Source organism: Streptomyces longisporoflavus (assembly GCF_014649775.1).
GTDB lineage: Bacteria > Actinomycetota > Actinomycetes > Streptomycetales > Streptomycetaceae > Streptomyces > Streptomyces longisporoflavus.
The window spans coordinates 536,165-551,234 of record NZ_BMTR01000002.1; the positions used below are offsets into that span (position 1 = coordinate 536,165).

A 15,070-nucleotide genomic window follows, 5' to 3' on the forward strand; every position below is an offset into this window, starting at 1 on the left:
CGACGAACTTGAGTCTCCAGTAGGTGGAGACATGAAGGTGGGGGCATGAACGGCGACACGCTCTTCTCGATCGGTGACCTGGCGCGGCGGACCGGCCTTACGGTCAAGACCGTGCGGTTCTACTCCGACGCGGGGATCGTGCCGCCCGCCGACCGCAGCCCGGCCGGCTACCGCCTGTACGGCACCGCCGCCGTCGCCCGCCTCGATCTCGTACGCACCCTGCGTGACCTGGGCCTCGACCTTCCCACCATCCGGAAGGTCGTGGACCGCGAGGTCCCGCTGCCCGAGGTCGCCGCGGCGCACGCGGACGCCCTTGAGGTGCAGATCCGGGTACTGCGACTGCGGCGCGCGGTCCTGACAGCGGTGGCCAGGCGAGGCTCCACCCCTGAGGAGTTGGATCTCATGCACAAGCTGGCCAAGCTCTCCGAAGACGAACGCCAACGTCTGATCGACGACTTCCTGCGCACCGTCTTCGACGGGCTGTACGACCATCCGTCCTTCGCGGCGGTCACTCGCTCCCTGACCCCCGAACTACCCGACAACCCCGGGACCGAGCAGGTCGAGGCATGGGTGGAGCTCGCAGGGATGCTCCAGGACCCCGGGTTCCGCTCCACCATGCAGGCCATGGCCAGAGATCTGGCGGCCGACCGCGCCCCCGACGACAGCACCGGCCTGCCGCGCGTCCTCGCCGAAGCCCTCCGGGCGCAGGTGACACCGGCCCTGGCGGCAGGCACCGATCCCGCCTCGCCCGAAGCCGAGCCCATCGTCACGGCGCTCGCGGGGCACTACGCGCACATCCTCGGCCGCCCCGACGACACCGCCCTCCGCCACCGTCTGATGTCCCGCCTGGAGACGATGGACGACCCCCGCAGGGACCGGTACCTCACACTGCTCGCGGTGATCAACGGGTGGATCGCGCCGGAAAGTCTGGCACCGGTGCTCGACTGGGCGGTCCGGGCCGTACGCGCCCGAATGCCTCGGTAGTGGGACGCCGCGACGCGATCTCCGCCGACCCCGCCGAACCGACTGATGTCGCGTCACGACGATTCCTCGCCGGCTATCGGGACCTGGTGGATCTACCGGGCTTCTGGCGCCTCGCCGCGGTCGGCATGGCTTCGAAGCTGCCGCCCGGCATGGTCGGCCTGAGTCTGCTGCTCCTTGTCGGCCGAGATCACTCGTACGGGACCGCGGGCCTCGCGGTGAGCGCCTTGGCGGTGGGCCAAGGGACTACCGCTCCCCTGCGCGGACGGCTCGTGGACCGGTGTGCTGTCCGTCCGGTCCTGCTGGGCTGTCTTGCCGTGTATCTGACGGCCACCCTTGCGCTGGTCCTGGTGGTGCGTGGCGGCGGGCCCGCACTCGTTCTCCTGGCGCTCGCCGCTGCCATGGGCGCGAGTGCCCCGCCGGTCGCCGTCATGATGCGTGCGACGTGGCACCGTGCGACGGACTCCAGAACGCTGACCACCGCGATGGCTCTCGACTCGTCGATGATGGGCACCGCGCTGATCTGCGGCCCTGTACTCGCCAGCTGGCTGAGCTTTGCGGTCTCGCCTGTCATGCCCTTCGCGGTCGTGGCGGCGCTGACAGCCGTCGCGGTCGCCCTGCTGGTCAACTCCGAGAGCCCGCCCCCGCATACCACGCGGGGCGGACACTGGGCCGGCCCCCTGGCGTCCGCTCCCCTGCGCCGCCTGCTGGCCGCAGACGCCCTCTTCGTCATGACGGTGACCGGGGTCGACGTGGTGCTTCCCTTCTACGCACGCGAGCACCACGCGGCCGGGTTCACCGGCCTGTACCTGGGGGCCTTGTCCGTCGGGAGCGTTCTGGGCAGCCTCGCCCTGGGTGCCGTACCGAATCTGCTGTCCCGCGGCCCGAAGGTTGCGGTGCTGCTCTGCGTGTTCGCGGCAGGAATCGCTGTCCTTACGCCGGCGGCAGGGCTGTCGCCGCTTGCGGTGCTCGCGGTCTGCCCGCTGGCCGGGCTGGTGATCGGCTGCACCTTCGCGGCGCTGCGCACGAACGGCGGCGACCTCGCCCCCGAGGGGCGCGTCACCGAGACGATGTCCTGGCTGAGCAGCCTCGACATGGTCGGCGGTGCGGTGGGCGCGGCGGTGTTCGCACAGGTCGCGGCCGGAGAGGGAAGCAGGACGGCGCTGCTCGTCATACCGGTGGTCGCGCTGCTGGCCGCCGCGACCGTCGGGAACCCGCGGACGAGGAAGCAGCCGTGAATCCACCGGCCGGGAACGGCCGCGGTGCGGCGAGGCACTGTGTCGTTCCGGTGAATCGCGCGTCGTCGCCCTCGTGTCGTGCGGGTGCAGTCGCAAGACTGGACGCAGCCGACGGGAGAGGGAACTGCGATGAAAACGGACCGGCATGCTCACGTCCTGAGTGGCACCGGAGACGAAGCCGCGCGCCACTACGAACGAGCGCTCGACGCGCTGTTGTTCTTCCGCGGGGAGGTCGCCGACGAGGCGCAAGCGATGGTGGCGGCGTCTCCCAATTCCGCGATGGCGCACGTCTTCGGCGCCTACCTCGGGCTTCTCGGCACCGAGGAGAAGGAGGCAGCCGGGGCCCGCCGGTCCTTCAGCTCCTTCCGAGGCTCGCTCGATCTTGCCGGGCTCTCGCCTCGCGAGAAGATGCACACGGCGGCGGCCGAGGCGTGGCTGGACGGGGACATGCGCCGTGCGGGCGAGATCCTCGGCGAGGTCAGCAGCGCATTCCCCCGCGACGCCCTGGCCCTCGCCGTCGGTCACCAGATCGACTTTTTCACGGGCGACGCCCAGCGCCTGCGCGACCGGATCGGCGGCGCGCTCTCCGCGTGGGACGACGACGATCCGCACTTCGGCCCACTGCTGGGGATGTACGCCTTCGGACTCGAAGAGGCGGGGCACTATGACCACGCCGAGGAGGTCGGACTGCGGGCCGTCGAACGGCATCCGCGGGATGTATGGGGCATCCACGCCGTTGTCCACACATACGAGATGCGTGGGCTGTTCGGCGAGGGGATCCGCTACCTGGACGCACGGACCCAGGACTGGGCCGAGGGCAACTACCTCTCCGTGCACAACGCCTGGCACTACGCCCTGTACGCGCTGGAGGCGGGGAGCATCGAACGAGTCCTCGGCGTCTACGACAGCACGCTCCACAACGAGCAGTCACAGGCCATCGCGATGGAACTCCTTGACGCCTCCGCCTTGTTGTGGCGGCTGCTCCTGGCCGACGTCGAGGTCGAAACCCGCTGGGCCGCGCTCGCCGGGGCGTGGGCGGGGCGCCAGGACGGCGCCCACTACGCCTTCAACGACGTCCATGCCGTGATGGCGTACGCGGGGGCCGGGCGTCTCTCCGATGCCGAACGGCTGGTGAAGGACCGGGAGCAGTGGCTCGACCGAAGCGGCCCCGCCGTGTCGAACCACGCGATGACGCGAGAGATCGGGATCCCGGTGTGCCGCGCGCTCATCGCCTACCGGCAACAGCAGTACGGCCGCGTGGTGGAGTTGCTCGCCCCCATCCGCTACCACCTCAACTCCTTCGGCGGCAGCCACGCCCAGCGCGACGCCATCCAGCGCACGCTGGTGGAAGCAGCCATCCGTTCCGGCCGGCACGACTTGGCGCGCACCTTGCTCAGCGAACGCATCAACCTGCGTCCCATCTGCCCCTACAACTGGCGGGCCCGTGCGCGGCTGGACGACCGGCTCGGCGACGCGGCCCGAGCTGCCGCCGCCAGGGCCCGCGCCGAGGAACAGGCCGCGGCGGGGGCTGCCGCGTGGGTCTGAAGCCCCGACAGCGCCCCGTCGTGCCCTCCCCTGCCTCCGTGCCCGACCCCGCCTCCGCGCCCAGTCCCGCCTCCGCGCCCGGCGCCCTGCCGTGCTCCGCCACGCCGCCTCACACCCCTGCCCCAGCCCTGCTCCCCCATGTCCGGCCCCCGCCCTGCCGCCCCGCCCTGCCGTGCCCTGTCACGCTCACACCCATCCCCCTCAAGGGTGACCGTGTTATCCACAACCACGGTGCTGTACACAGATTCAGATCAGGCTCTTCCACCTCAACCTGCCGCAGCCGTAACGTAATTGACGCGGGACACCATCGCCCTGACGGCGGTTTCGTGTCCCCGTGGATCGGGGGATTCAGGTGTCGACGGCGAGTAATCCCGGGCTGGCCGCTGCCCGGCCGGCGTTGCGGAGCCATCGGTTCCGCAAGGAGTGGCTGCCCGCGCGCGAGACTCACCGGGGGCTGCACGCACGACTGTAAGAAGTCGCCACGCTGCTGCCCCACTGAGAACTCCAGCTTCCCCCCACCGAGAAGTGCAGCTATCCCCCACCGAGAGGCAGGACGGTCATGGATCAAGCAACACGATTCCCCAGCAGGCGCCGGCTGTTGCAGGGAGCGGCCTTGGCCGCCGTCCCCGCCGCGCTCCTCCCCGCCGCCCGCGCCACCGCCCGCCCCCGGGCAGTCGACTACCCCCTCGCCGAATGGGTCCCGGCCAGCACCTCGAACTACACCGCCGCCAACCGCCCGGCCACCTACCCCGTCGACTACGTGATCGTCCACGTCACCCAGGAGACCTACGCCGACACGCTCGCCATCTTCCAGAACTCGGCGAAGAAGGTCTCGGCCCACTATGTGGTGCGCTCCAGGGACGGCCACATCGCCCAGTGCGTCCGCGAACGCAACGTCGGCTGGCACGCGGGGAACTGGGACTACAACACCCGCAGCATCGGTATCGAACACGAAGGATGGGTGGATAAGCCCGAGTATTTCACCGACGCGATGTACGAACAGTCGGCGCTGCTGACCTCTGCCATCTGCGATAGGTACGACATTCCCAAGGACCGCAAACACATCCTCGGCCACGTCGAAGTGCCCGGCGCCGACCACACCGATCCGGGACCGCACTGGGACTGGACGCGCTACATCCGCCTGGTCAACTCTGCCTGACACCGCCCGGCTCACGCCGGGGCGCTTGCCGGGGCCCAGACCGGGTCGTCGCTGTCGGGGTGCTTGTCGGGACACGCTCGCGAGGTGACGATGGCAGCACCGCACCACTGTTCCGGGAGGCCGATTTGACCGAACCATGGGTGGCCCTGGAGGCCGGTGCAGATCCTGCCGAACGGGTGCGGATACTGCGGCGCGCCCATGAGAGGTTCACCGAGGCGGGGACGGTCACGCGTCCAGTGCGCTCCGTGGTGGCCGACTCGTGGCGTCGCTCGGCCAGGGCCAGGGTCAGCCCGGAGGACACCGGCGCGGCGGTGGAACTCACCGACGGCGACCTCTGCTCGTACCGGGCCGAGCATCCGCTGGCCGGGGTGATGCCGCTGTTCCGTGAGCTGATGGGCACGTTCGCGATGGACGGCGAGCATCTCCTCGCGGTGTGCGACGCGCACGGCAGGCTGCTCTGGGTCGAGGGCCACTTGGCGACCCGGCAGAAGGCGGGGCGGATGAATTTCGTGCCGGGTGCGCGGTGGGCGGAGTCCGCGATGGGGACGAACGCTCCGGGTACGGCGGTGGCGGTGGACCGGCCGGTGCAGGTGTTCGCAGCCGAGCACTTCATCCGGAGCGTCCAGCCGTGGACGTGCGCGGCCGCTCCGGTGCACGATCCCCGCACGGGGCAGCTGCTCGGAGCGGTGGACATCACCGGGGGTGACCGTCTGGCGCATCCGCACAGTCTGGCCTTCGTTCAAGCGGTGGCCCGGGCGGCGGAGTCACAGCTGGCGTTGCTGGCACCGCCGGTGCGGACCGGCGACACCTTGGGGCTCACCGTGCTCGGCCGTGACGAGGCGCTGCTCCTGACCGGTGGGCGCAAGGTGCGGCTGAGCCGCAGGCACAGCGAGATCATCCTCCTGCTCGCCCGCCACCCGGAGGGTCTGTCCGGCGACGAGTTGCTGTGCGCGCTGTACGAGGACGAGTCGGTGACGCCGGTGACGCTGCGCGCCGAGTTGGCCCGACTACGGCGCCTGTTGGGACCGGGGCTGCTGCGGTCACGCCCCTACCGGCTCGCGGTTCCGGTCGAGTCGGATGCCGACGCCGTCGAACGCAGACTCGGTTCGGGGGCGGTCACCGCGGCCGCCGCCGCGTACGCGGGCCCGCTCCTGCCCGCCTCGCAGGCTCCTGCCGTGGCGCGGCTGAGACGCAGGCTCGCCGATCAGCTGCGGGCGGCGCTGATCGCACGCCGTGACCCCGACCTCCTGAGCGGCTGGGTGTCGGCGCCGTGGGGCGAGGACGATCTGCCGGTGTGGCACGCGCTGGCGCAGGTCCGTGCGACCCCACCGGTCCTCGCCCGTCTCCGGGAGCTGGACACGGAGCTGACCAGCACGGGGTAGGCAGACTGGCCCCGGCAGTCCGACTCGCAGGGGTAGGCAGGTGCTGCACCATCCACACGGCTCCCGGGGGGTAGACAAACCGCACCAGCCATCCAACTCGCACGGCCGGCGAGCTCACCCAGCCATCCAAGCCGACGGCATAGCTGAGCTGCACAGCCACCCGACTCCCGGGGCAGGCAAGCTCAACCAGCCCGCCGCCTCCCGAAACCTCCGGACGCGTCCCACCGCCTCCCGCAACGTAACTGCAACCTCCGCGCTCCTACTCTCCCGGCGAGAGCTGCCCAACGGCGGGCAGCCTTCCCCGGGAGGCCCAGCAAGATGACCCGTTACGCAGCGCCCGGCACCGACGGCGCAGTCGTCTCCTACCAGGCCCGCTACGACCACTTCATCGGCGGCGAGTACGTGCCGCCCGCCCGCGGCCAGTACTTCGAGAACCCGAGCCCGGTCAACGGACAGCCCTTCACCGAGATCGCCCGCGGCACGGCCGAGGACGTGGAGCGTGCCCTGGACGCGGCACACGCCGCCGCGCCCGCCTGGGGTCGCACGTCCCCGACGGAACGTGCGGACATCCTGCGGAAGATCGCCGACCGCATGGAGGCCAACCTCGAACAGCTCGCGGTCGCCGAGAGCTGGGAGAACGGCAAACCAATCCGCGAGACGCTGGCCGCCGACATCCCGCTCGCCATCGACCACTTCCGCTATTTCGCGGGCGCCCTCCGTGCACAGGAGGGCTCGCTGAGCGAGGTGGACGAGGACACCGTCGCGTACCACTTCCACGAGCCGCTCGGCGTCGTCGCTCAGATCATCCCGTGGAACTTCCCCATCCTGATGGCCACCTGGAAACTCGCACCCGCTCTCGCGGCGGGCAACGCCGTCGTGCTCAAGCCCGCCGAGCAGACCCCGGCCTCCGTCCACTACTGGATGAGTCTGGTGTCCGACCTTCTTCCGCCGGGCGTCGTCAACATCGTCAACGGCTTCGGCTTCGAGGCGGGCAAGCCCCTCGCCTCCAGCTCGCGCGTCGCCAAGGTCGCCTTCACCGGTGAGACCACGACGGGGCGGCTGATCATGCAGTACGCCTCGGAGAACATCAAGCCGGTGACGCTTGAGCTGGGCGGGAAGTCGCCGAACATCTTCTTCGACGACGTGTGGGCGGCCGACGACGACTTCCGCGACAAGGCGCTCGAGGGTTTCACCATGTTCGCCCTCAACAACGGCGAGGTCTGTACCTGCCCGTCACGAGCCCTCGTCCAGCAGGGTCTTTACAGCGAGTTCATGGAAGCGGCGGTCGCCCGCACCGAGCAGATCGTGCCGGGCCACCCGCTCGACACCGACACGATGATCGGGGCCCAGGCCTCCAACGACCAGCTGGAGAAGATCCTCTCCTACCTGGACATCGGCCAGCAGGAGGGCGCCAAGGTCCTGACGGGCGGCCAGCGCATCACGTACGACGGCGAACTTGCCGGTGGCTACTACGTCCAGCCGACGATCTTCGAGGGCGACAACCGCATGCGGATCTTCCAGGAGGAGATCTTCGGCCCGGTCGTCTCGGTCGCGTCGTTCAACGACTTTGACGACGCCATCAAGACCGCCAACGACACTCTGTACGGGCTTGGTGCCGGAGTGTGGACGCGCGACATGAACACCGCCTACCGAGCGGGCCGCGCGATCCAGGCGGGCCGGGTCTGGACGAACTGCTACCACGCGTATCCCGCGCACGCGGCGTTCGGCGGCTACAAGCAATCCGGGATCGGCCGCGAAACGCACAAGATGATGCTGGAGCACTACCAGCAGACGAAGAACCTCCTCGTGTCGTACTCGCCGAAGAAGCTCGGCTTCTTCTAGGGGCATGGAAGAAGGCGCCTGACCTGGTCTTGTGCTCGTCGGGCGCCTTCCGTCTCCCCCTCCCGGGCGAGGGCCGGGTTTGCGGCTCGACTCCCGGTTTCTTCCACGCCGATCCCACGATCCGAACGAGAGCCCCGGAGCAGCCGGAGCACGCCGTCGAGACGTCAGCTGCCCGTCGTGACCGTCCGCTCCGTCGAGAACGCTCCCCACGTGCCGTCCGGCAGCCGCGGTCTGATCCGCACGTCATACGTCTTGCCTCCTTCCGGGCCCAGGGCGACGGTGTGCCTCGCCCGTTTCCCTGGCGCGTCGTCACCGCCGGCCAAGGTCGTCACGAACACCTCGTCGAGGTAGACCTGGTACTCGGCCATGAGTCCGTCCTTCGGCGGCGTCCACGACAGCTCCAGGTAGTACGCCTTGTCCTTCGTGCCCTTGCGCACCGTGGCCCGGAAGTCCTCGGCCTCTGCCCCGCCGCCGCCCCGAGCGGTGGACAGCCGCAGTGGTGCACTGGCCGGGGAGAGGTTGTCAGCAGCGTCCCGGGCACGCACCGTGAAGACGTAGTCGTCACCCGGGTGAAGACCTTTGAGGACGGCCCTTGTCTTCTCACCGTCGACCGTGTGCGTTTTCGCGTCGCCCTGGTAGATCTCGTACGAGACGACGCGCTGGTCGTCCATCGAGGCGGTCCAGCTCAGGGAGACGGTTCGCGATCCGTCGGCCTTGCCGCGCAGCGTGCCGGGGCGGGTCGGCGGTTCGTCGTCCTCGGCGAGCGCGGCGACGGTGGTGACGGCGACTTTGCGGCTCGGGGTGGAGTGATTGCCGGCGGCGTCTCGGGTTCGGACGGTGAACACGTAGTCGGAGGACGGATCCAGGCCGACGATGTCGACCATGGTGCGGTCCGCGTCGACCTCCTTGACCTTCTTTCCGGCCTGCAGCACCTCGTACGCGTCCACAGCCTCGCCGTCCTTGGCGGCTTTCACCCGCCTCCACATGACGTGGACGGTGGTGGCACTGCTGGACTGCGCGGTGACCCCGGTCGGGGTCGCGGGTGGCCGCTCGTCCTCACTGCCGCATGCCGTGAGCGCCAGCAGGGCGACGGAGCAGGACAAGAGAACGGCGGGCCAGGGCCCGGTGGTACGGGACACGGACATGACTTTCCTCCGACGCCGGAGTGAGGACCAGGTCACGTCAACCGGGCCACGCGATCTGTGGAGTTGACGGAAGAAGAGAGAAGAGAGCACGCGGGCCCACCCTTGACGGCAAGGTGGGCCCCGTACCGGCCGTTCAGCGGCCGACGGCGCAGGCGTCCCCGTTGAGCGTGAACCGCGGCGGCGGCGAGGAGTCACCGGTGTGGCCGGCAAGGTAGCCAAGGGTGATGTGCGCGCCGGGAGCGATCGTGGCGTTGTGCGAGGCGTTGGTAGCCGTGATCGTGTTGCTTCCCTGTGTCAGGTCGGTGTTCCAGTCGGAGGTGACGGTCTGGCCAAGGGCCAACGGGAACTTCAACGTCCAGCCGTTTACCGGGGCATTACCGGTGTTGGTGACCGTCAGGTCGACCGTTGTACCGGTCCCCCAGGCCCGCACGGTGCGATCCACGCGGCAGGTGGGTTCTTCCCACGCGAAGGACACCCGGTGCAGGCCGCCGGGCAGGTCGTTGACGACATAGAACTCCCCGTCGACGGTCACGCCGATCGATGTCACCTGGGTGGGCATCTCCCCGATCTCTGCCTGCTCGTAGCCGCCTTGACCGTCCGGGCGCAGCGCCCAGACGGTGGACGAGCAGTAGTCGGTGGCGATGTACGTGCCGCCGAGGAGCCCGGCGTACTTCTGGCCCCGGTAGACGTGACCGCCGATGATCGAGCAGCCGCCGGTGTACGGGGAGTAGGTGAAGACGGGTTCGGTGTGCTGCTCGCCGGGTACGCAGTGGCCTCCTTGGAATTTCTCCAGTCCCTCGTAGCAGGACCAGCCGAGGTTCAGCCCTCCCCGCCCGGGCGGGAGATGGTTGACCTCTTCCCATCGGCCCTGGCCTACGTCGCCGATCCACATCGAGCCGTCGGCGCTGTCGAAGGAGAACTTCCACGCGTTGCGCAGTCCGTACAGCCAGATCTCGTCACGGGCGCCGGGGGTGTCCACGAAGGGGTTGTCCCCGGGCACGCAGTAGGCGAGCTGTCCGCAGCTGCGGCTGACGTCGATGCGCATGATCTTGCCAAGCAGGGTGTCCAGGCGCTGCCCGGCACGCAAGGGGTCGGCGGAGCCGCCTCCGTCGCCGATGCTCCAGTACAGGTTGCCGTCGGGGCCGAAGGCGATCTGGCCGCCGTTGTGGTTGCTGTACTCGGCGTGCGGCTGGGCGAGCAGGGGCTCGAGACGGGATTCGTCGAGCCGGTAACGGGCGAGCGTGACCGCGCCGTCGGGCAGTGCCGTATAGACCAGGTAGAGGTGGTGGCTGTCGGCGAAGTCCGGCGGGACAGCTATGCCGAGCAGGCCGCGTTCGTTGCCCGATTCGTCCACGGCGGACCTGATGTCGACGAGCGGGTCCCGGGCCAGGCCGGTGCCCGGATGGTAGACGCGTACAGTGCCCGGCTTCTCGGTGATGAACAACCGGTCCGTGCCGTCGTCGGGAGCGACCAGGGCGGTGGGCCGTTTCAGGCCGGCGGCGACCTGGGTGGTGGTCGCCCGCAGCGACGGCAGCGGGACGGACGAGGGATCCGCCGCGCGGGCCGGCACGGTGTCCGCCGCCGAGGGCGGGGCCGACGCCACGGCGGACAGCGGGGTGAAGAGGGTCAACAGGAGGGCCAGCAGGAGCGGCCCGGTCCAGCGGCGTCTTGGCATGTCGGCTCCAAGTCTCAAAACGCTCGATCAGCGGTGGTGTGCGCATACGGAGGGACGCGGGCCGGTGGCGTATCCCCGGGACGCGCACATCGCGGCGAACGCCGCCCTCGGGGCCGGTCAGGCGGCCCCGCCGTCCGGGCGGCGCGCGGGTGTGCCGGAACGCCGGGGCAGGGCAGAGGGCAGTGTCCCGCTGGACGCGGCCTCGTCCGGCGGGACACACCTCATGGGCGCAGGCTCAGCGGAAGTTCACGTCGCTGCACAGGAAGTACGTCTGATCCATGTGCGAGGCCTGCCAGACCGTGTAGACGATGTGGCGACCGCTGTAGCCGGACGTGCTGACCGGGATCGAGTAGTTCTGGCTGGGCGCGTACCTGCCGGTGCGGGCCACCAGCTGGAGGTCGCTCCAGCGCAGCGGCTGCGTGGTGGGGTCGAAGCCCTGCCGGGTGACGTAGACCAGGAAATAGTCCGCGCCGTGGCTGGCCTGGTCATAGAGCTTCACGGTGAAGTCGCTGTTGATATCCGTGGTCTTCCAGGCGCCCGCGGCGTCCAGGGAGTTGTAGCGTCCGCCCTCCGTGCGGCCGCCGCTGCACAGTTGGCCGTCGGGGACCGCTGCCGGGAAGTTGCCGCCGGATCCGTTGCGGTACAGGCCGTTCCAGTTCCACATGCCGTTGGGGTCGGCCTGCCACGCCTGCCAGCACATGGGGTCTTGCTGGGCCATGGACGGGTCCAGGTGGTTGCTGCCCCAGCGGAGCCAACAGCCGTAGTTACGGGTCGCGGGGTCGACGACCGAGCCGTGGGCAACGGCGGTGCCGCTCCAGGGGAGCAGGCTGAGGAGCAATGCCGCGAGGAGGCTCAGGACGAGAGTCGAACGGCGCCGCACAAAACTGACATGATCATGACAAGTCACGGTCTCCCTCTTTCCCATGGGGGGATGCCGGGTTCCGGCGTGGGCATTGAGCAGTTGGGAGCGCTCCCAATCTCCACATTGGGCGTCGCGATGCGAAGCGGCAACACTCATTTGCGCCACTTCCGCACCGGCCGACGCGGACCTTCCATCGCAGTGCGAGAGCAGCCACCCATCCCGATGTCCGGCTGCAGGAGCGGTGGCCCTGGTTCACTGCGCGCGCCCCGCGTTCCACGGCGCCCGGCCGGCCTCCCGTCCCGACGGTGTGCCTGGCGTCCGGGTCGTGTGCCAGGGACGTGTCAGCAGGCCGGAGCAGGTCGATCACGGACGCCCGGGGCCGTAGCATTGGGCTTCTCGCGGGTGGGGGGGAGAAGGTCATGGGCAAGCAACGCCCCGGGGCGGGGCCGACCTTGGAGGAGGTAGCCGCGCTCGCGGGCGTGGGACGGGGCACTGTCTCCCGCGTCATCAACAACGAGGCAGGGGTGAAGGAGTCGACGCGCCGCGCCGTGCAGCGGGCCATCGCCGAACTGGGGTACGTACCCAACCTGGCGGCCCGGTCGCTGGCCGGGAGTCGTACGGACGCGATCGCGCTGGTCATGACGGAGCCCGACTGGCGGAAATTCGCGGAACCGTTCTTCTCGGAGACCATTCGTTCCGTCGCGGACGCGTTGACCGACACCACGATGCAACTGCTGCTCACCCAGGTATGCACGAACGAGGAGCGGAAGCGTTTCGTCGAGTACGCGCGTGGCGGAAGGGTCGACGGCGTGCTGCTGATGTCCGTGCACGCCGACGACCCGCTGCCCGACATGCTCGCGGACGCTGGGGTGCCCACCGTCATGCTCGGCCGTCGCTCGGCCGACGAAAGCATCACCTACGTGGACGCGGACAACTTCGGGGGCGCCCGGAGCGCGGTCACCCACCTGCTCGACAGCGGCCGCAGCGCGGTGGCGACGATCACCGGGCCCCTCGACATGTACGTCGCCCAGTGCCGGTTGCGCGGCTACCGCGAGGCGCTGGGCCGCGCGGGCGTCGACGCGAAACCGTCCTGGGTCGCCGAAGGAGACTTCACCGAGGCGAGCGGCCGCGCGGGGATGACGGAGCTCATCGCGCGGGAGCCCGGGATCGACGCCGTGTTCGCCGCATCGGACAGCATGGCCGCCGGAGCGCTGGACGCCCTGCGCGCGGCGGGCCGCCGCGTACCGCAGGACGTCGCCGTGATCGGATTCGACGACTTCCTCCTGGCGCAGCGTACGGACCCCCCACTGACGACCGTGCGCCAACCGCTCCAGGAGATCGGACGGACCATGGTGCGGCTGCTCATGGAGGAGATGGAGGACTCGGGAGTGGCCTGGCGCCATGTCAGCCTGCGCACAGAATTGGTGCTCCGCGGCTCCGCCTGACCCGCCTCGCCCCGGAGCGCATCTCGGTCGACTGATCGGCCGAACTCCCAGACGGGCGCGCGGACGTTCGACTGATGGTCTTCTACGACGGAGCAAAGGGCTCCGGTTCTGCCGCTGACGGCACGACGGTCACCCGGCATTCCCCGCTCTAGGCGCTGACCTGCGGCTTCGAAATCCATTCGACGAAATCCCGCGCATCAGGTTGTCAGGGCCATGAAGGACTTCTACAGTCGCACGAAACCGGCGGAGTGGGAGCGCTCCCATTTGCTGGTCTATGGGAGCGCTCCCACAACCGCACCTCTTCAGTCGAATTCGGTACAAAGCCCTTCTGTCGAATACGGTCCCCTCGGAGAGAGGCCCCCGCATGCGATCCTCACCGCGCCGCCTCCGCACCGTCCGCGCTCTGTTCGGCTCGCTCCTGACCGCTCTGGCCACCCTGGCGACGCTCCTCGTCGCCACCACGCCCGCCCGGGCCGACACCACGATCTGCGAGCCCTACGGATCGACGGTCATCCAGGGCCGCTACGTCGTACAGAACAACCGCTGGGGCACCAGCGCCCCCCAGTGCGTCACCGCCACCGACACCGGCTTCCGCGTCAGCCAGGCCGACGGCTCGGTGCCCACCAACGGCGCCCCCAAGTCGTATCCCTCGATCTTCAACGGCTGCCACTACACCAACTGCTCGCCGGGCACCAGCCTCCCGGCACAGATCAGCACCATCTCCAGCGCGCCCAGCAGCATCTCGTACAGCTACGTCTCGGGCGCCGTGTACAACGCCTCGTACGACATCTGGCTGGACCCGACGCCCCGCACCGACGGCGTCAACCGGACCGAGATCATGATCTGGTTCAACCGGGTCGGCCCGATCCAGCCGATCGGCTCCCCGGTCGGCACCGCCTCCGTCGGCGGCCGCACCTGGGAGGTGTGGACCGGCAGCAACGGCGCCAACGACGTGATCTCCTTCGTCGCCCCGTCGGCGATCAGCAGCTGGAGCTTCGACGTCAAGGACTTCATCGACCAGACCGTGGACCGTGGCATGGCGCAGAACAACTGGTATCTGACGAGCGTTCAGGCCGGTTTCGAACCGTGGCAGAACGGGGCCGGGCTCGCGGTGAACTCCTTCTCCTCCACCGTGAACACCGGCGGCGGCGATCCGGGTGGCCCCGGCACCCCGGCGACCGGCTGCCAGGTGACCTACGCGACCAGCGTCTGGCAGGGCGGCTTCACCGCCGACGTGACCGTCAAGAACACCGGTTCGACCGCCGTGGACAACTGGAAGCTCGGCTTCACGCTGCCGTCCGGCCAGCGGATCACCAACGCCTGGAACGCGACCCTGTCCGGGTCGACGGGCGCCGTGACGACGAGCCCCGTGGCGCACAACGCGCGGATCACGGCCGGCGGCACCCAGTCCTTCGGGTTCCAGGGAACCTATGGCGGCAGCTTCGCCAAGCCGTCCGGCTTCACGCTGAACGGCACCGCCTGCTCCGTCACCTGAGCCGCGGTGTCGGGCCGGCCTCGCCGGGCCGGTCGTCCCGCCCGGGGCGCCCGGCCTCGCCGACGGTCGAGACCGGCCCGACACCGCACTGGAACGCTCCGGATCCGATCCGCCTTCCCCTACGCCCGGGGATCGGATCCGGAGCGCACTACCCTCGGCCCGCCCGGCCCATCCCCTCCCGGAAAGGCCCGTCATGAGCCCGCTCCCCACAGACGCAGCCGATCCTTCCGTTCCCCCGACTCGCCGCCCCGCGCCCGTCGCCGCCGGGCCCGACCGGCGTGCCCCCACCGGGGTAGGCGCG

General features: G+C 69.7%; 11 protein-coding genes. 8 read left to right on the forward strand and 3 right to left on the reverse strand.

What is annotated here, in order from left to right:
* Positions 1-45: 45 nt before the first annotated feature.
* From IE226_RS06390 to adh, 6 genes are all read left to right on the forward strand, one after another.
* A complete protein-coding gene (locus tag IE226_RS06390; RefSeq protein ID WP_190080014.1) occupies positions 46-984 on the forward strand; it encodes a MerR family transcriptional regulator in 939 nt (312 codons plus the stop codon).
* The gene (locus IE226_RS06395; RefSeq protein ID WP_229870534.1) at positions 984-2,219 is read left to right on the forward strand and encodes an MFS transporter; all 1,236 of its coding nucleotides are present in this window, start codon (positions 984-986) and stop codon (positions 2,217-2,219) included. Before IE226_RS06390 ends, IE226_RS06395 begins: the two co-directional genes overlap by 1 nt.
* A gap of 129 nt (positions 2,220-2,348) precedes the next feature.
* Positions 2,349-3,764 (forward strand): tetratricopeptide repeat protein, encoded by a 1,416-nt coding sequence (locus IE226_RS06400; RefSeq protein ID WP_190080015.1) that lies wholly within the window; start codon positions 2,349-2,351, stop codon positions 3,762-3,764.
* 559 nt (positions 3,765-4,323) lie between these two features.
* Positions 4,324-4,923, forward strand: a complete 600-nt coding sequence (locus IE226_RS06405) for an N-acetylmuramoyl-L-alanine amidase (RefSeq protein WP_190080016.1) — start codon at positions 4,324-4,326, stop codon at positions 4,921-4,923.
* Positions 4,924-5,048: 125 nt separating this feature from the next.
* A complete protein-coding gene (locus IE226_RS06410) occupies positions 5,049-6,305 on the forward strand; it encodes a GAF domain-containing protein (RefSeq protein WP_190080017.1) in 1,257 nt (418 codons plus the stop codon).
* A 318-nt stretch (positions 6,306-6,623) separates the two neighbouring features.
* Positions 6,624-8,147, forward strand: a complete 1,524-nt coding sequence (gene adh / locus IE226_RS06415) for an aldehyde dehydrogenase (RefSeq protein ID WP_190080018.1) — start codon at positions 6,624-6,626, stop codon at positions 8,145-8,147.
* Between the two features lie 164 nt (positions 8,148-8,311).
* Here the strand turns inward: adh and IE226_RS06420 are convergent, their stop codons facing one another.
* The 3 genes from IE226_RS06420 to IE226_RS06430 form a co-directional block, all read right to left on the reverse strand.
* The gene (locus IE226_RS06420) at positions 8,312-9,292 is read right to left on the reverse strand and encodes a fibronectin type III domain-containing protein (RefSeq protein ID WP_190080019.1); all 981 of its coding nucleotides are present in this window, start codon (positions 9,290-9,292) and stop codon (positions 8,312-8,314) included.
* A gap of 133 nt (positions 9,293-9,425) precedes the next feature.
* Positions 9,426-10,967 carry a PQQ-dependent sugar dehydrogenase gene (locus tag IE226_RS06425; RefSeq protein WP_190080020.1) on the reverse strand — a complete coding sequence of 514 codons (1,542 nt, stop codon included), beginning with the start codon at positions 10,965-10,967 and terminating at the stop codon, positions 9,426-9,428.
* A 235-nt stretch (positions 10,968-11,202) separates the two neighbouring features.
* Positions 11,203-11,874, reverse strand: a complete 672-nt coding sequence (locus IE226_RS06430; protein ID WP_229870535.1) for a lytic polysaccharide monooxygenase auxiliary activity family 9 protein — start codon at positions 11,872-11,874, stop codon at positions 11,203-11,205.
* A gap of 374 nt (positions 11,875-12,248) precedes the next feature.
* Between IE226_RS06430 and IE226_RS06435 the strand changes: the two genes are divergently transcribed.
* Together IE226_RS06435 and IE226_RS06440 are read left to right on the forward strand one after the other, a co-directional pair.
* On the forward strand, positions 12,249-13,274 hold the full coding sequence (locus IE226_RS06435) for a LacI family DNA-binding transcriptional regulator (protein WP_190080022.1): 1,026 nt from the start codon (positions 12,249-12,251) through the stop codon (positions 13,272-13,274).
* Between the two features lie 364 nt (positions 13,275-13,638).
* Positions 13,639-14,769, forward strand: coding sequence for a glycoside hydrolase family 12 protein (locus IE226_RS06440; protein ID WP_190080023.1), 1,131 nt, complete (start codon positions 13,639-13,641; stop codon positions 14,767-14,769).
* Positions 14,770-15,070: the final 301 nt, after the last annotated feature.

Excerpts from the sequence above, each read along its gene's own strand:
- IE226_RS06420 (WP_190080019.1), bottom strand. The coding sequence starts at position 9,292 with ATGTCCGTGTCCCGTACCACCGGGCCCTGGCCCGCCGTTCTCTTGTCC.
- IE226_RS06435 (WP_190080022.1), top strand. The coding sequence starts at position 12,249 with ATGGGCAAGCAACGCCCCGGGGCGGGGCCGACCTTGGAGGAGGTAGCC.
- IE226_RS06390 (WP_190080014.1), top strand. The coding sequence starts at position 46 with ATGAACGGCGACACGCTCTTCTCGATCGGTGACCTGGCGCGGCGGACC.
- IE226_RS06405 (WP_190080016.1), top strand. The coding sequence starts at position 4,324 with ATGGATCAAGCAACACGATTCCCCAGCAGGCGCCGGCTGTTGCAGGGA.
- adh (WP_190080018.1), top strand. The coding sequence starts at position 6,624 with ATGACCCGTTACGCAGCGCCCGGCACCGACGGCGCAGTCGTCTCCTAC.
- IE226_RS06425 (WP_190080020.1), bottom strand. The coding sequence starts at position 10,967 with ATGCCAAGACGCCGCTGGACCGGGCCGCTCCTGCTGGCCCTCCTGTTG.
- IE226_RS06400 (WP_190080015.1), top strand. The coding sequence starts at position 2,349 with ATGAAAACGGACCGGCATGCTCACGTCCTGAGTGGCACCGGAGACGAA.
- IE226_RS06440 (WP_190080023.1), top strand. The coding sequence starts at position 13,639 with ATGCGATCCTCACCGCGCCGCCTCCGCACCGTCCGCGCTCTGTTCGGC.